Origin of the sequence: Streptosporangium sp. CA-115845, assembly GCF_050943795.1 — a bacterium.
In the GTDB taxonomy this organism is placed as follows: domain Bacteria; phylum Actinomycetota; class Actinomycetes; order Streptosporangiales; family Streptosporangiaceae; genus Streptosporangium.
In genome coordinates, this window is sequence record NZ_CP191988.1 from 8,318,550 (window position 1) to 8,341,116 (window position 22,567).

17 protein-coding genes are annotated in these 22,567 nt (G+C 70.3%); 5 read left to right on the forward strand and 12 right to left on the reverse strand.

All coding sequences use genetic code 11. From position 1 onward, the window contains the following. Position 1: 1 nt before the first annotated feature. The 3 genes from ACQP0P_RS39745 to ACQP0P_RS39755 all read right to left on the reverse strand — a co-directional run bounded on the left by ACQP0P_RS39745 (position 2) and on the right by ACQP0P_RS39755 (position 3,996). Positions 2 to 2,587, reverse strand: a complete 2,586-nt coding sequence (locus ACQP0P_RS39745) for an FtsX-like permease family protein (protein ID WP_433365903.1) — start codon at positions 2,585 to 2,587, stop codon at positions 2 to 4. Between the two features lie 40 nt (positions 2,588 to 2,627). Then, positions 2,628 to 3,335: an ABC transporter ATP-binding protein gene (locus ACQP0P_RS39750; RefSeq protein ID WP_433365906.1), complete on the reverse strand. Its 708-nt coding sequence runs from the start codon at positions 3,333 to 3,335 to the stop codon at positions 2,628 to 2,630. Between the two features lie 139 nt (positions 3,336 to 3,474). After that, positions 3,475 to 3,996: a PadR family transcriptional regulator gene (locus ACQP0P_RS39755; protein WP_433365909.1), complete on the reverse strand. Its 522-nt coding sequence runs from the start codon at positions 3,994 to 3,996 to the stop codon at positions 3,475 to 3,477. A gap of 88 nt (positions 3,997 to 4,084) precedes the next feature. On the opposite strand from ACQP0P_RS39755, the gene ACQP0P_RS39760 reads away from it, so the two are divergent. Beyond that, the gene (locus tag ACQP0P_RS39760) at positions 4,085 to 4,633 is read left to right on the forward strand and encodes an FHA domain-containing protein (protein WP_433365911.1); all 549 of its coding nucleotides are present in this window, start codon (positions 4,085 to 4,087) and stop codon (positions 4,631 to 4,633) included. A 64-nt stretch (positions 4,634 to 4,697) separates the two neighbouring features. Here the strand turns inward: ACQP0P_RS39760 and ACQP0P_RS39765 are convergent, their stop codons facing one another. Then, positions 4,698 to 6,095, reverse strand: coding sequence for an MFS transporter (locus ACQP0P_RS39765; RefSeq protein ID WP_433365914.1), 1,398 nt, complete (start codon positions 6,093 to 6,095; stop codon positions 4,698 to 4,700). Positions 6,096 to 6,429: 334 nt separating this feature from the next. On the opposite strand from ACQP0P_RS39765, the gene ACQP0P_RS39770 reads away from it, so the two are divergent. Further along, complete coding sequence (locus tag ACQP0P_RS39770; protein ID WP_433365917.1) at positions 6,430 to 7,263, forward strand: CAP domain-containing protein; 834 nt, start codon at positions 6,430 to 6,432, stop codon at positions 7,261 to 7,263. A 166-nt stretch (positions 7,264 to 7,429) separates the two neighbouring features. On the opposite strand, the gene ilvC is transcribed toward ACQP0P_RS39770, so the two are convergent. The 8 genes from ilvC to ACQP0P_RS39810 form a co-directional block, all read right to left on the reverse strand. Next, complete coding sequence (ilvC, locus tag ACQP0P_RS39775) at positions 7,430 to 8,410, reverse strand: ketol-acid reductoisomerase (RefSeq protein WP_433382333.1); 981 nt, start codon at positions 8,408 to 8,410, stop codon at positions 7,430 to 7,432. A gap of 39 nt (positions 8,411 to 8,449) precedes the next feature. After that, the gene (gene ilvN / locus ACQP0P_RS39780; RefSeq protein WP_343969953.1) at positions 8,450 to 8,974 is read right to left on the reverse strand and encodes an acetolactate synthase small subunit; all 525 of its coding nucleotides are present in this window, start codon (positions 8,972 to 8,974) and stop codon (positions 8,450 to 8,452) included. Positions 8,975 to 8,976: 2 nt separating this feature from the next. Beyond that, a complete protein-coding gene (locus ACQP0P_RS39785) occupies positions 8,977 to 10,713 on the reverse strand; it encodes an acetolactate synthase large subunit (RefSeq protein ID WP_433365921.1) in 1,737 nt (578 codons plus the stop codon). 228 nt (positions 10,714 to 10,941) lie between these two features. Beyond that, positions 10,942 to 13,599: a putative bifunctional diguanylate cyclase/phosphodiesterase gene (locus ACQP0P_RS39790; protein ID WP_433365924.1), complete on the reverse strand. Its 2,658-nt coding sequence runs from the start codon at positions 13,597 to 13,599 to the stop codon at positions 10,942 to 10,944. Positions 13,600 to 13,867: 268 nt separating this feature from the next. Next, the gene (locus ACQP0P_RS39795; protein ID WP_433365927.1) at positions 13,868 to 14,776 is read right to left on the reverse strand and encodes a 2-hydroxyacid dehydrogenase; all 909 of its coding nucleotides are present in this window, start codon (positions 14,774 to 14,776) and stop codon (positions 13,868 to 13,870) included. Between the two features lie 34 nt (positions 14,777 to 14,810). Beyond that, a complete protein-coding gene (locus ACQP0P_RS39800) occupies positions 14,811 to 16,607 on the reverse strand; it encodes a VanW family protein (protein ID WP_433365930.1) in 1,797 nt (598 codons plus the stop codon). 348 nt (positions 16,608 to 16,955) lie between these two features. Further along, positions 16,956 to 17,651 (reverse strand): response regulator, encoded by a 696-nt coding sequence (locus ACQP0P_RS39805; protein WP_433365933.1) that lies wholly within the window; start codon positions 17,649 to 17,651, stop codon positions 16,956 to 16,958. After that, entirely contained in the window at positions 17,648 to 19,291 is a 1,644-nt protein-coding gene (locus ACQP0P_RS39810) for an ATP-binding protein (RefSeq protein WP_433365936.1), read from the reverse strand. The genes ACQP0P_RS39805 and ACQP0P_RS39810 overlap by 4 nt, the downstream gene beginning before the upstream one ends. Positions 19,292 to 19,466: 175 nt before the next feature. Between ACQP0P_RS39810 and ACQP0P_RS39815 the strand changes: the two genes are divergently transcribed. Genes ACQP0P_RS39815 through ACQP0P_RS39825 form a run of 3 tightly spaced genes read left to right on the forward strand, consistent with a single transcriptional unit; the run spans position 19,467 to position 22,534 of the window. Further along, entirely contained in the window at positions 19,467 to 20,432 is a 966-nt protein-coding gene (locus tag ACQP0P_RS39815; protein WP_433365939.1) for a Bug family tripartite tricarboxylate transporter substrate binding protein, read from the forward strand. Continuing rightward, on the forward strand, positions 20,432 to 21,040 hold the full coding sequence (locus ACQP0P_RS39820; protein ID WP_433365942.1) for a tripartite tricarboxylate transporter TctB family protein: 609 nt from the start codon (positions 20,432 to 20,434) through the stop codon (positions 21,038 to 21,040). The genes ACQP0P_RS39815 and ACQP0P_RS39820 overlap by 1 nt, the downstream gene beginning before the upstream one ends. Continuing rightward, the gene (locus tag ACQP0P_RS39825) at positions 21,041 to 22,534 is read left to right on the forward strand and encodes a tripartite tricarboxylate transporter permease (protein ID WP_433365945.1); all 1,494 of its coding nucleotides are present in this window, start codon (positions 21,041 to 21,043) and stop codon (positions 22,532 to 22,534) included. Positions 22,535 to 22,567: the final 33 nt, after the last annotated feature.

Here is a 22,567-nt window from a genome sequence, read left to right on the forward strand (position 1 = left end):
GCTAACCGGTCCTGCGGGTCAGGGTCACCCCGGTACGGGTGAACGCCCCCGCCAGCAGAGCCGCCAGCACCGGCAGGCCGATCACCACGGCCGCGAGGAGAAGCCAGGGGATCTCGACCGTCGGCACCCCCGGTGGGAGGAGTGAGATCTCACCGGCCCGCGATAGGAAGACCCCGTATGTCCGAGCCGTCAGGGGCCAGGTCGCGGCGACTCCCGTCACGGCACCGGCCACCGCGCCGATCAGCACGCCGAGCCCCGCGATGAATCCGGCCTGCCCGGCGACGACCAGCCTGCGCGTGCCTGGCGGTGCCCCGACGGCGGCCATCGTGGTGAGGTCGGGCCGCATGTCCGCCGCCGCGAGCCCGGTGGCGACGAACGTGCCGCCCAGCACCAGGATGACCGCCGCGCCCAGGAGCAGCCACATCGGGGAGGTGACGTCGCCCAGGAATCCGTGCTCGACCACGACGTTGAGGTTGGCCCCGGGAACCACGTCCGCGAGTTCCCATTCGAGCACCACTCCCTGCCGTTCGGTGAGCCGGTTTTCGGCCGGGTCGACGTACAGGGCGCGGGGCTCGGTCTTCAGCCCGGCGTTCCGTACGGCGGCGATCGGCAGCACCGCGACGGCGTGCCGGGGATCGGCGGCCTTGGCCACGACGGCGGGGACCGTGATCTCGCGGAGCTCCGTGGCCTGGTCTCGGTACGTGTACAGGCTCATGACGAGCTTCCCGTCCCGCACCAGCTCCGGGTCGAACACCACCGCCTTTCCCGAGGCGAACGCGGCCGAGGCCACCGGATCCCGCCGTCCCTGCACGAGGAGCAGCAGCCGCTCGTCCCCGACGGGGAGGTTTCCGTAGAAGGGCGCCCTCCGCCTCTCGCCGGTCTCCCAAAGGGTCAGGTCTCCAGCGCCCCGGACCTTGACGCCCTCGATCAGGGGCACCCCCGGCAGCCTCCGCTCGACGGCGGCCCTCACCTTGGCCCAGCGGTCATCGTCGAGGTCGCTGCTCTCGATCGTCGTGGTTCCTGCCGGAACGGCCGCCTGGAAGGCGTCCCGGTTCTGGGCGAAGCCACTGTTCACCGCGATGCCGACCGCGACGACCGTGGCCGTGGCGGCCATCACCGCCGCGACGGCGGACGCGGTGCGGCCCCGGTGGCGGGAGGCGTCGCGGGCGGCCAGCCGGAAGGGCAGCGGGAGCCGGGCGGCCAGGGCGGCGGCACTCCTGACCAGCCTAGGCGCCAGCGCGACCAGCCCGAACTGGGTGAGGACCGCGGCGGCGAAGACCCAGACCACGTTGTACCTGATGGACAGGACGGTCGCCGCGGCTCCGGCCGCGAGGAGGATCAGGCCCGGCACCGGGCGGCCCACCCGGTCGCGCACCATGCTCCGGCGCTCGCCGAGCACCGCCGCCACGTCCTGACGGGCCGCCTGCACGGCGGGCACCAGGGCGGCGACCAGCCCGCTTCCCGCGCCGAGCAGGGTGATGCCCGCGATCGGCAGCCAGGGGATCTCCAGGGGACCGATCGCGCCGATCAGCCGGCCCGCCTCCAGCGCGGCCGAGAGCGACGCCAGGCCCACGCCGAGGACCAGGGCGAGCGCCGCGGCCCCGCCGCCGAGAACGACGCCGTCGGCGAGGACGATCAGGCGCAGGTGCCTCGGCGAGCCGCCCTGGGCGGCGATCAGCGCGAGTTCCCTGCGGCGGCGCCGGAGGCCGACCGCGAAGGCGGGGCCGGCCAGCAGCACCACCTCCAGCACGATCATGACCCCGGCGAGTCCGATCGCCACTTGCTGGTCCTCATTGCCCGAAGGCGTGAACCAGTCGCGGTCGGGCGGGTTCTCGATGACGGCGCGGGACTGGACCAGGAGTCCGACCGCGTTCAACCGCTGGACGACGGCCCCGGTGACCGGTCCCGGGGTGTCGACCAGCCAGTTGGTGCCCTGGGTGCCGGGTTGGGCGAAGAGCAGGGTGCCGGGGAGCCCGACGATCTCCGTGGCACGGGTCCGGTGCGGGTGCTCGAGCACACCGACGACCCTCATCGGTTTCCTGCCCCGGGTGACCTCCAACGTCGCGCCGAGGCGAGCCCCCCGCCCCAGTAGCTCCGGGGTCACCGCGATCTCCTGGGCGGAGGCCGGGAACCGGCCCTCGACCAGGCGGTACATTCCCGTCGTCAGCGGGTCTCGCAGGTCCACCTCGCGCGCGCTCACGTGGTCGCGGCCGTCGGCGGCCAGGTAGTCGACGCTGCCCTCGTTCGCCGGGAGGAACCGGCCCCCGGGCCCGAGGAGCTTTCCTAGCTCGGCCTGCGTCCAGGACCGCGCACGGCCATTGAGCTCGCCGTCTGTCGACCACATCCGGCCTCTAATGTCCTGCCTCACCTCCCCCTGTAGCCCGGTGGCCCAGATCCGGGCATCGGCCGTGCCGAGATTCGCGGTGAGGCCCTCGCGAGGGTTGATGTCGGCGGTCTCGGCCAGGGTCAGGAAACCCGTGATGACGAGGACGGGCAGGCCGATCATCAGCATGATCAGCGCGCTGCGGCCGCCGGCCCGCAGGGCGTCCCTGCGGGAGATCCGTAACGCGGCGAGCAGGGCGCTCACGTGTTCCTCCCGCCTCGCGGCCGGGTGTCCGTCCGCGCGCTCATCGGGCACTCTCCAGGGGGACGGCGGTGGAGTCGGCGATCTCGCCGTCGCGCAGGAAGACCACCCGGTCGGCCCAGGCGGCGTAGCGGGGTTCGTGGGTGACGAGCAGCACGGCGGCTCCCGCGTCGCAGCGGGTGCGCAGCAGCCGGAGGATGTCGTCGCCGGTCGGGGTGTCCAGCGCGCCGGTGGGCTCGTCGGCCAGCAGCAGTCGCCGCTCCCCGACCAGCGCGCGGGCGATGGCGACCCGCTGGCGCTGGCCGCCGGAGATCTCGTCGGGGAAGCGGTCGGCGACCTCGCCGACGCCGACCTCGGCGAGCACCTCCAGCGCCTCTCGGCGGGCGACCTTGAAGGCGACCCCGTCCAGCTCTCGGGGGAGGGTCACGTTCTCCAGCGCGGTGAGCGAGGGGATCAGGTTGAGGTCCTGGAAGACGTAGCCCACGTGCCTGCGCCGGAGCCCGGCGAGCTCCCGTACCGACAGGCTCGCCAGCGGCGTGCCCTCGACGGTCACCGATCCGGAGGTGGGGAGGTCGAGGCCGCCGGCGAGGTTGAGCAGGGTGGACTTGCCCGACCCGGAGGGGCCCATCACCGCGACCAGCTCTCCGGCCTCGACGTCGAGGCTCACCCCGCACAGTGCCGTCACGGCCTGCGGACCTTCACCGTGCGTACGGGTCACCTCGGCGAGCCGCACGACGGGGCCGACGGTCATCTGGATCCCTCCGGCGTGCGGAGCACCGGATGTGAGCATGGGAAGGATGTCAACTGTCTGTCTCCTACGTCTGGAGGGCCCGCGTCGAGACCCCGTGTCCGGGATCCGCGTTCGAGGCTTGTGTCCTGGGGAGCCGCGGTCAGGGAGTCCGCGGCTCGGGAGAGGCCGTGAGCACGGCCTCGCAGTGATCGAGCCAGCGCTGTTCGGCCTCGGCCTGGAAGATCATCGAGTCGAGCACCAGCCGCTGGGCGGAGCTCTCGACGTTCGCGCGCCTGGCGCGGACGAACTCCTGCAATGTGCGCATGGTCGCGGTGCGCTGGGCCTGGATGATCGGCCGTACGTCCGCGGCGGCGGTGACCGCCATCGCGAGCTTGATGACCAACTCGTCCCGAGGCCGGTCCGACTGGACGACGGGGGTGCCGAACCATCGCTCCATCTCGGCCCGACCGGCCTCGGTGATCGAGTAGACGACCCGGCCCTGCTCGTCCTGCTCGCCGGGACTCACCAGGCCGTCACGTTCCATCCGGGAGAGCGTCGTGTAGACCTGGCCGATGTTGAGCGGCCAGGTCGCCCCCGTCGACGCCTCGAACTCGGTGCGCAACTGGTAGCCGTAGCGAGGTCCCTGGCTCAGCAGGGCGAGGAGCCCTTGTCGGATCGCCATGCATACTGAGTATGCATACCCAGTATGCCAGTTGCAAGAGATCTGCATATTCTGGACAGGTTCCGCCCTTGGGGCCGATACTCGGAGGATGAGCTCGACGCATCCCCCGTCCCGCGCCTCCGACGGGGATCGCGATCGTGCGATCAACGAGCTCCGTGACCGTGCTGTCGAGGGGCATCTGTCGCACGAAACGTTCCTCGGCCGCGTCGATATGGCCCTGCGCGCACGCAACCAGGGCGAACTCGACAATCTCGTCGCCGACCTGCCGCAACGCGGCCGGTTCCGCCGCATGGTCACCGAGGTCGTCGCCTCGGCCTCCGACTTCACCAAGCGGGTGGAGTCGGCCTGGCGGCGTCCCAGGCTGCCCAGGCTGGCGCTGCCCGCCGACGACCGGACCCGCTACGTGGTGGGCCGGGGCTCCGCCTGCGACCTGGTCCTCGCCGACCTGACCGTCTCCCGGGTGCACGCCGAGCTCCGCCGCGACGAGGACGGCTGGGTCCTCGTCGACCTCGGCTCGTTGAACGGCACTCGGCTGAACGACTGGCGCCTGGTCGGCCCGGCGAAGGTCCGGCCGGGCGACGTCGTCTCCTTCGGCGACTGCGGCTTCCTGATGATCACGCCTCAGCTGTTGTCATGACCCCACCGCCCGGCCCTCCCGGGTCCGGGCCGCGATCACCCCGAACCGGACCCGGTCATCCTCCTCAGTCGGCCTGGTTCTCCGCCGCTCCGGCCTCGGTCTCCGCCACCTCGGTCACCCCGGCCCCGGCCTCCCTGAGCTTCTCCGCGGTCAGGGTGTAGCGCATGGTCAGCAGGATGCCGACCACCATCAGCAGCGCGGGCAGCAGCGTCGCACCGTACAGCACGGCCGTGGTCGCCGACTCGGGCTGCGCGACCGGTGTGGCGGGGTCGGACTCCACGAATCCGGTCGCGCCGAGCAGCCAGCCGAGGATGAACGCGCCGAACGCGAAGACCACGGTCTCGGCGGCGGTCCAGAGCCCGGTGAACACCCCCGCACGCCGCTTTCCGGTGACCAGCGTGTCATGGACGATCACGTCCGAGAGCATCGAGAACTGCAGCAGCTGGAAACCCGCGTAACCGATGCCGACGAGAAGCACGCAGGCGTGCGCGTACGCCGAACCGAGCGGCCCCGAGAAGGCCATCCCGACGGTGCCCGTCGTGAACAGCGCCGACGACAGGATCATCGCCCCACGCTTGTCGTAACGCTTGGACAGCCAGACCCAGAGCGGCATGGTGACCAGCAGCGGGCCGACGAGGCTCACGAAGAGCGTGGTGGTCGCCGCCGGATCACCCAGCGTGTAGGTGGCGAAGTACGGCGCGCCGGCCAGCATGATCCCGGCCGCGAGCATCTGGGCGCAGCTCAGCCCGAGCAGCACCATGAACGTCCTGTTCGAGCGGGCGGCGGTGAACTGGGCGCCGAGCGACGGCTCCGCCTCGGCCCGCGCGACCATCGGGGCGCGGGCCGTGCCGAAGAAGGCGGCGAGCATCGACAGCAGCAGCACCGCGCCGACGACCAGCCCCATGGTCCGGTAGCCGGAGACCTCGGTGCCCGCGATCACCGGCGCGACGGCCCCGGAGAGCAGGATCCCCAGACCGACGAAGACCATCTTCCACTGCAGCAGGGAGGAGCGCTCGTGGTAGTCGTCGGTCATCTCCGCCGGCATCGCCTTGTACGGCACCTCGTAGAAGGCGTAGGCCGTCGCGGTGAGGAAGTAGCAGAGGCCGACGTACAGCGCGGCGGACAGGCCGGTGAGCGGAGGTCCCGCGAAGGTGAGCGCGAAGGTCACCGGCAGGATGAGCGCGCCCAGCAGCATCCACGGGCGGCGGGCCCCGAAGCGGGAGACCGTCCGGTCGGAGCGCTGGCCCACCCAGGGGTTGATGAACATGTCCCAGAGCTTGGGGAGGAAGGCCACCAGCCCGGCGATCCAGGCGGGAACCGCCAGCACGTTCGTCATGTAGAAGAGCAGCAGCAGCCCGGGGACGGTGGAGAAGGTCGCGGTGCAGATTGAGCCGACACCGTAGCCGATGCGCACGCCGCGCGGCACGGTGACGAGGGCGGGGGTGGGTGCCGGGGAGATCATGCCATATTCAATCGCAGCGAGTGACCGCTTGGTAGGCCCAGAGAACGTGAATATTTTTCCCTCCCGCTTTCGAGGCGCCCCTTTCATCCCACCCGGCCCAGCCGATCTCCATACCGGCCGATGTCATGAATATCCAGCCCATGCAGGCTACAAAGGGACTTCCCGGGGTAGATCGCCCCCGATATGGACCGGTGCATCAGCGGCCCCAGACGCCTATGTGATCACTCCGGTTTACCTGGAGCCCATAATTAATGTCGGTAATTTGCTGACAAGGCCGATCCGTCCCCGACAGAATGCGGAACCGTCCAGCGTCTCACCAACTGGAGGAACCGACATGCGCAGACCGCTAGGGGTACTGCTGTGCCTCGGGAGCCTGGCGGCCCTCAGCACGCCGATCGCCACCGCGCACGCCGCGGCCGCCCCCTTCGCCGAGTGCCGCGTGTACGCCGCCAAGCCGTACGTCACCGCGGTGGGACGGATCCAGGCCTCCGCCGCACGGCTGGGCTGCGACGACACCGCGCTGGTCCGCATCCGCGTCAAGCGCGCCGTGGCCGGCGCCGACCCGGTCGTCAAGAGCGCCTCCCTGCGCGGGACCAACGGGCGGGTGACCGTGAGACTGGCGTGCGCCCCCGGCGTCTACTACTCCGTCGTCACCGACTACCGGGGCAACGTCGGCCGTTCCAAGGCCGTCAGGCTCGCCTGCTCCCCCGCGGCCACCCCGACCCCGACCTCCACCGCCCCGGCCCCCACCACCACCGCGCCCACCCCCGCACCGGGAGGAGGGTCCGCCGTCTCCGAGGAGGTGGTGCGCCTGACCAACGCCGAGCGGCAGAAGGGCGGCTGCGCTCCCCTCGTCTCCGACCCCCGGCTGCGCTCGGCCGCGCAGGGCCACTCCGCCGACATGGCCGCCAGGAACTACTTCAGCCACATCTCGCCGGACGGCAGGGATCTGACCGCCCGCATCAAGGCGAGCGGGTTCAGCCCGATGCGCGCCTGGGCGGAGAAGATCGCGATCGACTATCGCACCCCTGCCGAGGTGCTGAAGGGCTGGATGAAGAGCTCCGGTCACCGGGCCAACATCATGAACTGCGCCTACACACACCTCGGAGTGGGCGTGGCCAACAACTCCAAGAGCATCTACTGGACCCAGGTCTTCGCCAAGCACTGAGCAGCACCGGGCACCGGATCCGGGCGGGCGCTCAGCCCGGCCGGACCCGGCGTCCGACCGGCTCTCCCGCCCCGGCCAGGGTGGGAGAGCCGGTCGGCCATTCTCACCGGAACGGCCCGCGCCCCCGCGACGTGAACTCGTCGCGGGGGCGCGGGCCGTACAGGCTCTACTTGAGCCAGCTCATCATCGGGCGGAGCTTGGCACCGGTCTTCTCGATCGGGTGCTCGGCGAGCTCCTCGCGGTAGGCGGTGAACCTCTTCTGGCCGCTGTCGAACTCCTCCACCAGTTCCCTGGCGAACTCGCCGGACTGGATCTCGGCGAGGATGCGCTGCATCTCCTTCTTGGTCTCCTGCGTCACCACGCGCGGACCACGGGAGTAGCCGCCGTACTCGGCGGTGTCGGAGACCGACCAGTACATCTTGTGGATGCCGCCCTCGTACATCAGGTCGACGATCAGCTTCATCTCGTGCAGGCACTCGAAGTAGGCGACCTCGGGCTGGTAGCCCGCCTCGATCAGGGTCTCGAAACCGGCCTTGATCAGCTCGGACACGCCGCCGCAGAGTACGGCCTGCTCACCGAACAGGTCGGTCTCGGTCTCCTCCTTGAAGGTCGTCTTCAGCGCGCCGGCGCGGGTGCCGCCGATGCCCTTGGCGTACGACAGGGCGAGGTCCAGGGCGTTCCCGCTGGCGTCCTTCTCCACCGCGACGAGGCACGGCACGCCGCGGCCCGCGATGTACTGGCGGCGCACAAGGTGACCGGGGCCCTTGGGGGCGACCATGGCCACGTCCACGCCCTCCGGCGCCTCGATGAGGCCGTAGCGGATGTTCAGGCCGTGCCCGAAGAAGAGCGCGTCGCCCTCGACCAGGTTCGGGGCCACGTGGTCGGCGTACAGGTGGCGCTGGATGTGGTCCGGCGCGAGGATCATGGTCAGGTCGGCCTCTTCGACGGCCTCCGAGGGCGTGAGCACCCGCAGGCCGTCGGCTTCGGCCTTCTCCCGGCTCTTGGAACCCTCGGGCAGACCGACCCGGACGTCCACCCCGGAGTCGCGCAGCGAGAGCGCGTGGGCGTGGCCCTGGCTGCCGTATCCCAGAACGGCGACGTGCCGGCCCTGGATGATCGACAGGTCGGCCTGGTCGTCGTAGAAGATCTCAGTCACTTGCTTAACCTTTCGGATTTCTCGGGTGCGTTACGCGGTCCGGTCCAGGGCCCGGAGAGAACGGTCGGTGATGGAACGGGCGCCGCGGCCGATGGCCACCATGCCCGACTGGACGAGCTCCTTGATGCCGAACGGCTCAAGGACCTTGATGAAGGCCTGTAGCTTGTCCGGCGTGCCGGTGACCTCGATGGTCACCGCGTCCGAGGAGACGTCGACGCAGCGCGCCCGGAACAGGTTGACCAGCTCCAGCACGCTGGAGCGGTTGTCCGCGTCGGCCCGCACCTTGATCAGTGTGAGCTCGCGCTGCACCGACTGCGCCGGGTCGAGCTCCACGATCTTCAGCACGTTGACGAGCTTGTTCAGCTGCTTGGTGACCTGCTCCAGCGGCAGGTCGGCGACGCTGACCACGATGGTCATCCGGGAGATGTCCGCGTGCTCGGTCGGCCCGACCGCCAGCGAGTCGATGTTGAACCCCCGGCGGCTGAACAGCGACGCGACGCGCGCGAGCACGCCGGGCTTGTTCTCCACCAGCACGGAGAGCGTGTGCCTGCTCATGCCTAGTCCTCGCTGTCCCAGACCGGCGCCATGTCGCGCGCGAACTTGATGTCATCGTTGCTGGTCCCGGCCGCGACCATCGGCCACACCATGGCGTCCTGGTGCACCACGAAGTCGACGACCACCGGCACGTCGTTGATCTCCATGGCCTTCTTGATCGTCGCGTCCACGTCCTCGGGGCGCTCGCACCGCAGGCCCACGCAACCGTAGGCCTCGGCGAGCTTGACGAAGTCGGGGATGCGGCGGACCGTCTGCAGGTCGGTGTTGGAGTAACGCTCGTTGTAGAACAACGTCTGCCACTGCCGGACCATGCCCAGGTTACCGTTGTTGATGATCGCGACCTTGATCGGCACGCCCTCGATCGTGCAGGTGGCGAGCTCCTGATTGGTCATCTGGAAGCAGCCGTCACCGTCGATGGCCCAGACCGTGGTGTCGGGCCGGCCCATCTTGGCACCCATCGCCGCCGGCAGCGAGAAGCCCATCGTGCCCGCGCCGCCGGAGTTGATGAACGTGCCGGGGTTCTCGTAACCGATGAACTGCGCGGCCCACATCTGGTGCTGGCCGACCCCCGCGGTGTAGATCGCGTCCGGGCCGACGATCGCTCCCAGCCGCTCCATCACGTACTGCGGGGCGAGGGAGCCGTCCTCGAACTCGGTGTAACCCAGCGGGTAGGTCGCCTTGTAGGTGTTGAGCGCCGTCCACCACTCGGCGTAGTCGCCCTTGCGCCCCTCACCGCGCACCGCGGCGATCAGGTCGGAGATGACCTCCTTGCAGTCACCCACGATCGGGACGTCCGCGTGCCGGTTCTTGGAGATCTCCGCCGGGTCGATGTCCGCATGGACGATCTTCGCGTACGGCGCGAAGGTCGACAGGTCGCCGGTGACACGGTCGTCGAAGCGGACACCGAGTCCGATGATCAGGTCGGACTTCTGCAGCGCGCCGACCGCCGACACCGAGCCGTGCATGCCGGGCATGCCCATGTGCTGCGGATGGCTGTCGGGGAAGGTGCCCCGCGCCATCAGGGTGGTGACCACCGGGATGCCGGTCAGCTCGGCGAACTCCAGCAGCTGCGCCGACGCCCCCGCCCTGTGCACGCCACCGCCCACGTAGAGCACCGGCCTTCTGGCCTCGACGATGAGCTTGGCCGCCTCGCGGATCTGCTTGGAGTGCGGCCGGGTCACCGGCCGGTAGCCGGGCAGCTGCATGACGACCGGCCACTCGAAGGTCATCTTCGCCTGGAGCGCGTCCTTGGCGATGTCGACCAGCACCGGCCCCGGACGCCCGGTCGAGGCGATGTGGAACGCCTCCACGATCGTCCTGGGGATGTCGTTCGGGTTGGTGACCAGGAAGTTGTGCTTCGTGATCGGCATGGTGATGCCGGAGATGTCGGCTTCCTGGAAGGCGTCGGTGCCGATGGCGTGGCTGGCCACCTGACCGGTGATCGCGACCATCGGGACCGAGTCCATGTAGGCGTCGGCGATCGGGGTGACCAGGTTGGTCGCACCGGGACCGCTGGTGGCCATGCAGACTCCGACCTTGCCGGTGGCCTGCGCATACCCCTGGGCTGCATGCCCCGCACCCTGCTCGTGCCGTACAAGCACGTGCCGGACCTTGGTCGAGTCGTAGAGCGGATCATAGGCGGGGAGAATCGCGCCGCCCGGGATCCCGAACACAGTGTCGACTCCGACGTGCTCCAGCGCCCTAACGAGGGCCTGGGCTCCTGTCATCTGTTCGGTCATCGGCTCGTTCCTTGTGGCTGAACATGCTTAATGGCATAAAAAATGCCCCATTCCGCTTGATCGGCGGAGCTGGGGCGGCGCGCAGGTCGGAGTACTTCGCTCAGCGACCTGCGCGCCGGTGAAGTACTACGAGGATCCCACGGTCAATCTGCATGCCTCCACCTTGGCCGACGGAGTGGCCCCACGTCAAATTCATGGGACAGATATCTCAGAGTCCGAGATGTGAGGTCAGGCGTGAGTCCCCAGGCTGGAGAGGCTGGTGCGCATCAGCGAGTCGACGCCGCGCGCGGCCATCGGGCGCGCCACCAGGAATCCCTGGCCTCGGGTACAGCCCATCTCACGCAGCAACTCCAGTTGCTCGGGCCGCTCGATGCCCTCGGCGACCACGATCAGCCCCAGGTCGTGACCGAGCCGCACGATCGTACGGGTCAGCAGGGTCAGCGTCTCGTCGCAACCGAGTCCGGACACGAAGGAGGGGTCGATCTTGATCATGTCGACCGGGAGCTGCCGCAGCAGCGCCAGCGAGGCGTAACCGGTGCCGAAGTCGTCGATGGCCAGCCGGACCCCGAGGGTGCGCAACTCGGAGAGCCGGGTGATGGTCTGCTCGGCGTCCTCGACCAGCATCTCCTCGATGACCTCCAGGGTCAGCGCGCTGGGCGGCAGCCCGCTCTCGACCAGGGCGGACTCGACGGTCTCCACGAAACGCGGCGCCATGATCTGCCGGGCGGACAGGTTGAGCGAGAGCCCGATCTCCCACGCGGAGGCGCGCCAGGTGGCCACCTCCCGGCATGCCTCGCGCAGGATCCACTCGCTCAGCGGCACGATCAGGCCGGTGTCCTCCGCCGGGCCGAGAAACTGCTCGGGCGGTACGAACTCGCCCCCCTGGCACCAGCGCACCAGTGCCTCGACGGCGGTGACGCGCGAGGTGGCCAGGTCGACCACCGGCTGATACTCGATCACGAACTGGTCTTCCAGCAGCGCCCGCTGCAGGTCGGCGGCGAGTTCCAGGCGCCGTACCACGTCGGCGTGCATGTGCGCGGCGAACACCTCGACCCTGCGCCCGCCCAGTTCCTTGGCCCTGGCCATCGCCACGTCGGCGTTGCGGATCAGGTCGGCGGAGGAGACGTCGTCGGCCGCGAAGGCCACCCCGACGCTCGCGGTCAGCGCGATGTCGCGGTCGGCCACCCGGAACGGCTCGGACGAGACCGTACGGACCAGTCGCTCGGCCAGGTCCACCGCCGTCTGGGCGTCGACCGCCTCAAGCAGCACCGCGAACTCGTCTCCGCCCCAGCGCGCCAGGGTGTCGTCGGTCCGTACGGCGGCGCGCAGCCTGCGGGCCGCCTGGCCGAGCAGGTAGTCGCCGCTGGCGTGGCCGACCGAGTCGTTCACCGCGGTGAAGCCGTCCAGGTCCAGGAAGACCACGGCGACGCTGCTCGCGCCGGGACGGCCGAGCACCTCGCGGGTGCGCTCCTCGAAGTAGGCCCGGTTGGGCAGGCCCGTGACGCCGTCATGGAAGGTCAGGTGGGCGACCTGGCTGCGCAGGGCCTCCTGATCGCTGATGTCACGGGTGGTGACGAGCAGCAGGCCCTCGCCGCGCACGTGCCGGGTGGCGACCGACTCGGCGGGGCGCCAGGTACCGTCGGAGGCTCGGACCCGGCAGACGACCATGCACGCGCCAGGCCCCTCCTCGGCCTCCTCCTCCAGGCTCATCGCGCTCAGCGCCCCCTGGATTCCCGGCACGTCCTCGGGGTGGATGTAGTCGAAGATCTTCCCGCCGACCAGCTCCTCGGGGCGGTACCCGTACGTGATCTCGACACCCTCGCCGATCTGTCGCACCACGCCGTCGTAGTCGCAGAGCAGGACCACGTCACCGGCGCTCTCGGCCAGGTCGTGCAGCTGCCGCTCACCGAGATGGAGCAGGCTCCGCAGCCGCCCGGTCTCCAGCAGCATCACGAACATGTGTACCAGCAGGACCGCGACGATCGACGCGCACACCGAGGCCAGAACCACCGGCGGCCCCTGTACCCCGCCCCCGATCACCTTCAGCAGCACGACGACGGCGGCCGCCGCGACGAGGAACAGCGGCACCGCCGCGATCAGCGAGGACGTGCTCTCGCGGAGGAACGGCTCGTCGTCCTCGAGATCCGGCGATCGCGTCGCGCGCCCGCTCCACGGGACCACGGCGAGCACCAGGAACGCGGCGGGGGCCAGCCACACCCAGGTGAGCGACGGCGTGTCGCCGCTCACCCGGGCCAGCGCGGTGATCGTCTCGGAGGTCGCGACGGCGGCCAGCACGGCCAGCGCCGCCAGGCCGACCGGCCAGGCCGACCGCCTGATCGGCACCACGGCGGGGCCCACGACGCAGGCGAGGATCAGGCAGAACAGGGGTGAGGCGAAGGTGACCGCGGCGTTGCCCGCGTCGCCGACGTCGCGGTAGACCGGCCCCACCAGCGTCACCCAGATGATCACCAGAATGGAGGCGGCGCACACGTAGGAGTCGGCGAGATCGCGCAGCAGGGCATGCCCTCGGGCGGGCCTGGCCGCCGACAGCGTGGTACCGACGGCGATCATGGCCGTACCGGCCAGGAGCACCAGGTCGGCGAAGGTCACCACGAACGGCGCGCCGTCCGCGATCGGCCGCACCCCCACCCCGGCCAGCCAGGTGACCGAGCCGCCCGCCAGCCAGCGCCAGGCCAGCGCCCTGCGCCGGCCGACCACCCTGGAGGCCGCGGCGAACAGTGAACCCGCGGCGGCCGCCGCGGTGACGACACCTGCCACCGCCTCGACGACCACGGCGGGAGCGCCGCTGACAAGAGCGGCAACGAGCCCCACCACGCCGACGGCGGCGGCGGTCAGCGGTACCCGGGGGTCACGCCAGCGGATCAATGTCGTCTGCCTATCGGTGTCGTTTCAGTGTGTTCTGCTCCCGCAGCATCTCCTGCTCGCTGCGCTCGTGTCACCGGCGCGAGCGCGTCGTCCTTCGTCCTCGGCGCTCGTACCGACACACGGCCAGTGTGGGCCGTCCGGCCCGCGCGAGGGGTGACAACGCCGTAGTCGTCACCGATCTGATAACCGCGCGGGCGATGGACATCGCTTTCGTCGACGCTACGCACCGCAGGTCACGAGGTAGCCACGGTCCGGATTCCTTTGCCGGTCAGTAGGAACCCGTGATCACATTTTTGAGCGGCTCCCCCGCGAGGTAGCGCAGCAGCTGGGAGCGGAGCAGCTTCAGCGTGCGCCGTACGGACGCCGGGCTGCTGCCCGCGACGTGCGGGGTGATGAAGACTCCCGGCGCGCTCCACAGCGGGTGTCCCGCGGGCAGCGGTTCGGGATCGGTGACGTCGAGCGCGGCCAGGATCCGGCCGCCGCCCAGCTCGGCGACGAGAGCGGCGGTGTCGACCACCGGGCCCCTGGCCGCGTTCACCAGGACGCCGCCGTCCTTCATCGCCGCCAGGAACCCGGCGTCCACCATGCCCGCGGTCTCAGGGGTGGACGGTACGAGCAGCACCACCACATCCGCCGCGGGCAGCAGGGCGGGCAGCTCGTCCATGCCGTGCACGCCGGGCCTGGCGGTCCTGGCCACCCGGACGACGTCCACCTCGAAACCGTCGAGCCGTCGCTCCAGCGCCTCACCGATCGAGCCGTAGCCGACGATCAGGACCGTGGAGTCGGCCAGCACCCCGGTGTGGTGGTAGGTCCACTCGCCCCTCCGCTGTGCGTGGACGAACCCGGGGAACTCCCGGAGCACGGCGATCATGGCTCCCAGCACCCACTCGGCGGTACCCGCGTCGTGCACGCCCCGGGCGTTGCACAGCGTCACCCCCTCCGCCAGGTGCGGCCGGTAGGCGTCGACACCCGCCGTGACGGTCTGCAGCAACCGCAGGCCGGTCATCCGGGCGAGCAGATCGGGGAGACCCGCCACCGGCGTCAGCGGCGGGATCCAGACCTCGACCTGCTCCGCCCCCTCCGGCACCGGCTCCGTGCCGTCATAGACGACGCACTCCACTTCGGGCAGATCACACAGAACGTCGGCGGCGGCTTTCGAGGGGACCCAGATCTTCATCCCCGCATTATCCAACCGCGACGCCCGTGAGCCACTACTCGTCTGCGCTTCCCTCACTCACGCACTTCAGGTCGAGTTCGGGGCGGTAGACCGTGGTCTCCTTGACGCGCCTGATCTCCTTGCCGTTCTGCTTGAAGACGCGCCAGACATCGATCGTGAACCCCTGCTGGCCGACCATCGGGATGCACTTGGGGCCGCTGTCGGTCGCGCTCTTGAACGGGGTGATGTTGTAGCGCTCGGACGAGATCGACTCGATCTCGTACCGCTTGGTGCTCCAGAAGGCGACGGTGACCCCGTTGTTGTCGAAGGAGGTCTTCACCAGCACCCCGTACGGCGAGTCGTTCTTCCAGCGGAAGTCGGGCTCGGGCCAGGAGACCGTGGACTCCCGTCCGGCGGGGTAGCGGGAGATGTAGAACTCGTGTGCCATGTGCTGGACGTCCTCAAGGCCGCCGAAGAACACCGCGTTGTACATCGTGGTTACGAACTGGGAGATTCCACCGCCGACCGAGTCGACCAGCCTGCCGCCCTGGATCATGGGAGCGGGGACGAAGCCGCGGGCGGTGTCGCGCTGGCCGATGACGCCGTTGAGCGAGAAGGTCTCGCCCGGCTTGACCAGGTAACCGTCCAGCAGCTTGGCGAGCGCCCTGATGTTGGTCACCCGTGGCGGGCAGCACTCGTAGGGCGTGGTGAACTGGCTGATCCGCTCCTTGATGCCGAGCTTGCGCGCCTCGGCGTCGGACATCCGCGGCCGGACCGTGGCCATGGCCACCGGGATCGTCCGCTCTCCGTTGCGGGAGACCATCTCGGCCACGTCGGCCGCGAGCCGCTCGTCGTCGACGCCCTTCCCCTTGCGGCCGGGCACCAGTTTCGGCTTGCCCGCGACGATCTGGAACGTGGGATCGCGCGGGGCCAGGGCCGGGTCGACGAGCTTGTCCTCCACGGAGGCCACCGCGCTCCTGGCGTCGAACACCGGGCGCATGCCGCCGGAGCCGTCCGGCTCGAAGGACAGGTGCGCGGCGAGGGTCTCCACCGGCAACTGGACCTGCTTGCCGGAGAAGGTCAGGGTGACCGGCCCGGACAGAGCCTTGACCGCGTCCTTCGCGGCCTTCTTGACCGTCTCCGCGCCGACCTTGGGCTTGATCACCGAGACCGGGAGCCTGACCTCCTTCGCCGGACCGAGGAAGGCGTCCGTGATCGCGGCGACCGCGGCCTCCCTCTCCAGTTCCCTGCCGTCGCGGGGCGTCACGACGACGGGTTTGACGCCCTCGAACGTGACCGAGCCCTCGCGGACCTTGAGATCGATCTTCTTGGCCAGGCTCGCGACCGCGGTCTTCATGGCCTCGGCGTCGGTGGAGACCTTGGGCTCCAGCTCGGTGGTGCCGGTGAAGGCCCGCCACACCTCGGGGGGAGTGGGGAAGTCGCTGGGCGCCTGGTCGATGGTGGCGACCACGTTGAACTCCAGACCCGCCTTGCCCGGGTCGAATTCGTGGCGCTTGCCCGCGGCCAGGAGGACCATCTCCTCCGACGCCTTACCCCCCAGACGCTCTCTGAGCTTGTCGGCCGCCTCGGTCGCGGTCAGGCCGCCGATCTCGACACCCCGCACCACGGTGCCCGGCAGCATCTTGCCGGACATGACGACCGCGGGCACCGCGTAGGCGAGAGCGGCGACGAACAGCACGGCGAGGATGATCAGGACGATCCTGCGGCCCTTGCGCCGGTTCGGGGAGGGCTCCTCGTAGCGGAGGCCGCTGGACTGCGGGAACCCCCCGTCGCCGCCGGGGACGAGCGAGGGCTCGTCTCGCCGGAACGAGGGCTCGGGCGGGGCCGCCATCTGCCAGGGCTGCGGAGGCTGTGCCGCGGGCGGAAGCGCCGCCGCCCCGCGGGCCGGTGCGGCGGGACCGCCAAGGCCGGTGGGACCGAAGATGTCGGGCGAGACTCCCGGGGGGAGGCGCGAGCCGTCCTTGGATCGGCCACCCGGTGCTCCGGGAGGAAGGCGTGGATCGCGGGCGCCGGGCGGGACAGGACGTGAGGGAAGCGGTATCGCCTCAAAGGGATCCGTCGGCGGGTCCACAGACGCTCCGGCGTTCCGCACGGCCTCCGTCTCCTCCTGCTTCGCAGCTTCCACCTCCCGCAACCCTAAACCACACCGGTCAACCAACACCCAAAAATAAATAACAAATCAACCAGTCCAGCGGTAGCGGTGCTCGGGCCGACCGGCGGTGCCGTACTTCGGACGGAGCTCCGCCTGGCCCGCCGCGCACAGGTGCTCCAGGTACCGGCGGGCGCTGACTCTGGAGAGACCGGTGATCACCGCCGCCTCGGCCGCCGACATGTCGGTGTCGCTCTTCCTGAGCGCGGTGGCCACCAGGGTGCACGTGGTGACCGACAACCCCTTGGGCAGCGGCAGTGGGACCCCCTTGACCGTGCCGAAGAGCTGGTCGACCTCGTCCTGGCGCGCCTCGTCCCCGAGGGTGGCGAGCCTCCGGCGCATCTCGGCGTACTGTTCGAGGCGGGCGGTGAGGGCGCGGGCGGTGAAAGGTTTGATCAGGTAGTTGACCGCGCCGCCGCGCATGGCCGCCCGGACCGTGGTCACGTCACGCGCGGCGGTGATCATCAGGATGTCCACCGGGTGCGAGGCTCCCCTGAGCGCCATGAGTACGTCCAGTCCCGACATGTCCGGCAGATAGATGTCGAGCAGTACCAGGTCGGGCCGGTGCGTCGTGACCGACTCGATGGCGGCGCTCCCGGTATGCACGACGTCGGCGACCGTGAAGCCGGGCACCCTGGCGACGTAGCCGCCGTGGATCCTGGCCACCATGAAGTCGTCGTCCACCACCAGTACCCGGATCTCCCCCGCGTGTCCGTCCCCGGTCATCTCCGCACCTGCCGTTCCGTGAGCTCCCCGGGGCCGGCGGGCTCCCCCTCGGGAGACGGTGCGGGCCCACCCGTGGGGAGGAGCGCGGTGAAGACGGCGCCGCCCGCGTTGTGCACCCGTACCCAGCCGCCCCGGCGCGAGCACGTCTGGCGGGTCAGTGCCAGCCCCAGGCCCCGTGGCCCGGCGTGGGCCACCTTGGTGGTGAAGCCCTCCAGGAACACCTCGTGGACCAGGCCCGGGGTGATCCCCGGACCGGAGTCGCCGACCCGGATGTGCAGCCCGTCCGCCTCGGTACGGACCGAGACCTCCACCGTTCCCCCACTCTCCTGCAACGCGTCGAGGGCGTTGGCGACCAGGTTGCCGACGACCAGGACCGCGTCGTGCGGGTCACCGAGCATGCCCTCCTCCACCCGGGAGTCGTCGGACAGCACCAGGGTGGCGCCCCGCTCGGCCGCCTCTGCCGACTTCGCCAGCAGCAGCGCGGCCAGCGTCGGGTCGGCGATCTTCTCCCGGACGCCCGAGGCGTGCCTGCTGTACGCCTCGGTGGTCTGGGTGATGTAACTGACGGCCGTCTCGTACTCGCCGAGCTCCAGCAGGCCGACCACGGTGTGCATCCGGTTGGCGAACTCGTGGGCCTGCGCGCGCAGCGCGCCGGTCGTGGTGCTGGCCCGGTCGAGCTCGCGTGCCAGTCGCACCAGCTCGGTCCGATCCCGCAGGGTGACCACCCAGCCGCTCTGCCGCTCCCGTACCGCCACCGGGGTCCGGTTGAGCACCAGCACCCGGTCACGGTGGAGCACCACCCGGTCGTCACCGGGGTCCACACCGTCCAGCACGTCCCGCATCCGGCCGGAGAGCGGCATCTCCCCCAGGCTCCGGCCGACGTCGTGCTGGGAGAGTCCGAGCAGGTCGCGTGCCGCGTCGTTGACCAGCGTCACCCGGCCCGCCAGATCAAGGGCGAGGACCCCCTCCTTGACGCCGTGCAGCACGCCCTCACGCTGTTCGAGCAGCGCCGCGATCTCCGCCGGTTCCAGGCCGAACGTCTGACGGCGAACCCTCCGGACGATCAGCGCGGCGGCGGCCGACCCGGCGGCCAGGACCGCGAGCACGGTCCAGAACAGCGGCGGGAGCGCCGCGCCGAGCTGGTCGTCGACGGTCTCCTCCAGGATCCCGACCGAGGCCAGGCCGATGACCTTCCCCGAGGAGTCGAAGATCGGCGCCTTGCCGCGCACCGAGCGGCCGAGCGTTCCCGTCTGGATGCCGGTCCAGGGGTGCCCGTCCGTCATGACCTGCGAGCCGTCGGTGGACAGCCGCTTGCCGATCAGGGCCGTGTTGGGGTGGGCGTAGCGGATCTGGTTCCGGTTGGCGATCACCACGTAGTCGGCGCCGGTGGCCGCCTGCACCCCGGCCGCGATCGGCTGCAGGCTCAGTTCGGGCCGCGCCCTGGTGAACGCCTCCCGCACCTGGGGAAGCCCCGCCACGGATTCGGCGATCGCCAGGGCGCGCTGCTGGTACTGCCGGTCCAGCAGCTCACGGGTGTGCTCCATCCAGACGCCCGCCGTACCGCCGACCGCGAGAAACACGATCACTGTCTGCAACACGAAAAGCTGGGTGCCGAGCGAGGCGTTGACTAAGCGTCGCACGAGTTGACTCCCTGGTCAGGGAAGGTCGATGAAAGCAGCCCGAGATAACGACGAGGTCGCGGGGACGCGTGACCAATATGACCGATACGACGGCAAACACGCAAAGGATCGACACGGCGACCGGCTGAGGTCACCATCCTCACCACGCTCTGTCCATGTTGTTGGGAGTTCGACCATGCGTCTTCGGAGACTCGCCACCCTCGCGGTGTTGTCCCTCGCCACCCTCACCGCCTGCGGTTCCGGTGAAGGCTCAGGGACCAGCGCGCTGAGAATCATGGCTCCGGCCTCACCGGGAGGCGGCTGGGACCAGACCTCCCGCGTCGCGGGAGAGGCGTTGAAGTCCGCCGACCCGTCCCGCACGGTCGAGATCTACAACGTGCCAGGCGCGGGAGGCACCATCGGCCTCGCCCAGCTCGCGGGTGAGAAGGGCAACGGCAACCTGCTGATGACCATGGGCCTGGTGATGGTCGGCGCGGTGGAGCAGAACAAGTCGAAGGTCACCCTGGCCGACACCACGCCCATCGCGAAGCTGACCGAGGAGTACGAGATCGTCGTGGTTCCCGCGGGGTCGCCCTACCAGACGCTGGCCGACCTGACGGCGGCGTGGAAGGCGGACCCCGCGAAGATCGCCATCGCGGGTGGCTCCGCCGGGGGTACCGACCACATCGTGGCGGGCCTGATGGCCAAGGCCGCGGGCATCGACCCCAAGCAGGTCAACTACATCGCCCACTCCGGCGGCGGCGAGGCGCTCAACGCGCTGCTCGGCGAGAAGGTCGCGGCCGGGATCTCCGGTATCGGCGAGTTCGCCGAGCACGTGAAGTCCGGCAAGCTACGCGCCCTCGGTGTCAGCTCGCCCGCCCGGCTCGACAACGTGGACGCCCCGACCCTCAAGGAGGGCGGCCTGGACGTGGAGCTGGCCAACTGGCGAGGCTTCGTCGCGCCCGGCGGGCTGGACGACGAGGCCAAGAAGGAGCTCACCGAGCTGGTCACCAAGATGCACGACTCGCCGGCGTGGAAGGACGCGGTGACCAAGAACGGCTGGACCGACGTCTTCCAGACCGGGCAGCCGTTCGCCGACTTCCTCACCGCGGAGCAGACCAAGGTCAAGGCGGTCATCGCGGAGATGGGCCTCGTCTCCTGATGTCGTCCGCGAAAGACCCGTCCGGCACCGGACGCGAACCCGTCGCCGTCGCCCGCGCCGGCGACGGCGGTACCGACCATGAGACCGGCGTGTATCCCCGTCCGGCTTCCGAGACCGGTGCCGGCTGGTCGTGGCGGCGGCCCGAGCTGGGGCTGGCGGTGCTGGTCCTCGCGCTGGGGGCGTTCGTGATCGTCGGCACCGCGGACGTGGCCGCCCCGGGTTCCTCCTTCGGTCTCGGCCCCCGGTTCTTCCCCGCCCTGGTCGGGGCGGCGATGCTGCTGATCGGGCTGTGCTACGTGATCGACGTGCTCAGGGGAGGCCACGGCGATCCCGAGGACGCCGAGGACGCCGACTCCGGCGCGCGGGCGGACTGGCGCACCGTCGCGCTGGTCAGCGTGATCTTCCTGGCCTTCGCCGGACTGCTCGACCTGCTCGGCTGGATCATCGCGGGCGCGCTGCTCTTCTTCGGCCTGTCCGTGACGCTCGGCGCCCCCCACCGGCTGCGCGCGGGCGTCATCGCGATCCTGCTGTCCACCGCCACCTACCTGGCCTTCGTCAAAGGGCTCGGCGTGACGCTGCCGGCCGGGCTGCTGTCCGGGGTGATCTGAGTGGACTCGTTCCAGTTGCTGCTGGAGGGCTTCGCGACCGCCCTCACCCCGGTCAACCTGCTGTACGCGCTGGTGGGCGTCACGCTGGGCACGCTGGTGGGCGTGCTGCCCGGCATCGGCCCGGCCATGACCGTGGCGCTGCTGCTGCCGATCACCTTCACCGTCCCTCCGGCCAGCGCGTTCATCATGTTCGCGGGCATCTACTACGGCGGCATGTACGGCGGGTCGACCACCTCGATCCTGCTCAACACGCCCGGCGAGAGCTCCTCGATGATCACCGCGCTGGAGGGCAACAAGATGGCCAAGCGGGGCCGGGCCGCCCAGGCTCTGGCGACCGCCGCGATCGGCTCGTTCGTCGCGGGCACCATCGCCACCGCGCTGCTGGTCGTCGCGGCGCCCCTGGTGGTGGACTTCGCCATCTCCTTCGGCCCCGAGGACTACTTCGCACTGGCCGTTCTGGCCTTCACGGCCGTCTCGTCCGTGCTGTCCCGCTCCGTGGTACGGGGGCTGGCGTCCCTGGGGCTCGGCCTGGTCATCGGGCTCATCGGCATCGACCAGCAGACCGGCCAGGCCCGGCTGACGCTGGGCGTGCCGCAACTGCTCGACGGCGTCGACGTAGTGATCGTCGCGGTCGGTCTGTTCGCCGTGGGCGAGGTGCTCTACGTCGCCTCCCGGCTGCGGCACGGCCCGCCGGAGGTGATCCCGGTCGGCCGGGCGTTCCTCGGCCGCTCCGACTGGTCGCGTTCCTGGCGGCCCTGGCTACGCGGCACCGCGCTCGGCTTCCCCTTCGGCGCGCTGCCCGGTGGCGGAGCGGAGATCCCGACGTTCCTGTCGTACTCGATCGAGAAGCGCCTGGCGCGCGGGATCGCCCGCGAGGAGTACGGCAAGGGCGCCATCGAGGGCGTCGCGGGTCCCGAGGCCGCCAACAACGCCTCGGCGGCGGGCACGCTGGTCCCGCTGCTCACCCTGGGCCTGCCCACCTCCGCGACGGCCGCGATCCTGCTGGCGGCCTTCCAGCAGTACGGGCTGCAGCCGGGGCCGCAACTGTTCGACCACAACCCGGCACTGGTCTGGGGCATGATCGCCTCGCTGTTCGTGGGCAACACCATGCTGCTGGTGCTCAACCTGCCGCTGGCCCCGCTCTGGGCCCGGGTACTGCACATCCCCCGCCCCTACCTCTACTCGGGGATCACGCTGTTCGCGGCGCTCGGCGTCTACGCGCTGAACTCCTCCTGGGTGGAGCTGGTCATCCTCTATCTCCTGGGCCTGCTCGGTTTCGCGATGCGCCGGTTCGGCCTGCCGGTCGCCCCCGCGGTGATCGGCCTGATCCTCGGCCCGATGGCCGAGATCCAGCTCCGCCGGGCCCTGGCCATCGGCGCGGGTGACGTGACGGTCCTGGTCAAAAGCCCGATCGCGGCGACGCTGCTGGTCATCTCGCTCCTGGCGCTGTTCACGCCCCTCATCAGGAAGGTGGCCGCCCGCCGCGGTGCCTGACGGGATGACGGCCGCCCGGCCGTGGGGAGCCGG

What these genes read in the sequence shown, in the direction of transcription:
- ACQP0P_RS39800 (WP_433365930.1), bottom strand. Translation starts at nt 16,607, where the DNA reads ATGGCGGCCCCGCCCGAGCCCTCGTTCCGGCGAGACGAGCCCTCGCTC.
- ACQP0P_RS39805 (WP_433365933.1), bottom strand. Translation starts at nt 17,651, where the DNA reads ATGACCGGGGACGGACACGCGGGGGAGATCCGGGTACTGGTGGTGGAC.
- ACQP0P_RS39820 (WP_433365942.1), top strand. Translation starts at nt 20,432, where the DNA reads ATGTCGTCCGCGAAAGACCCGTCCGGCACCGGACGCGAACCCGTCGCC.
- ACQP0P_RS39750 (WP_433365906.1), bottom strand. Translation starts at nt 3,335, where the DNA reads ATGACCGTCGGCCCCGTCGTGCGGCTCGCCGAGGTGACCCGTACGCAC.
- ACQP0P_RS39785 (WP_433365921.1), bottom strand. Translation starts at nt 10,713, where the DNA reads ATGACCGAACAGATGACAGGAGCCCAGGCCCTCGTTAGGGCGCTGGAG.
- ACQP0P_RS39765 (WP_433365914.1), bottom strand. Translation starts at nt 6,095, where the DNA reads ATGATCTCCCCGGCACCCACCCCCGCCCTCGTCACCGTGCCGCGCGGC.
- ilvN (WP_343969953.1), bottom strand. Translation starts at nt 8,974, where the DNA reads ATGAGCAGGCACACGCTCTCCGTGCTGGTGGAGAACAAGCCCGGCGTG.
- ACQP0P_RS39795 (WP_433365927.1), bottom strand. Translation starts at nt 14,776, where the DNA reads ATGAAGATCTGGGTCCCCTCGAAAGCCGCCGCCGACGTTCTGTGTGAT.
- ACQP0P_RS39755 (WP_433365909.1), bottom strand. Translation starts at nt 3,996, where the DNA reads ATGGCGATCCGACAAGGGCTCCTCGCCCTGCTGAGCCAGGGACCTCGC.
- ACQP0P_RS39815 (WP_433365939.1), top strand. Translation starts at nt 19,467, where the DNA reads ATGCGTCTTCGGAGACTCGCCACCCTCGCGGTGTTGTCCCTCGCCACC.
- ACQP0P_RS39760 (WP_433365911.1), top strand. Translation starts at nt 4,085, where the DNA reads ATGAGCTCGACGCATCCCCCGTCCCGCGCCTCCGACGGGGATCGCGAT.
- ACQP0P_RS39770 (WP_433365917.1), top strand. Translation starts at nt 6,430, where the DNA reads ATGCGCAGACCGCTAGGGGTACTGCTGTGCCTCGGGAGCCTGGCGGCC.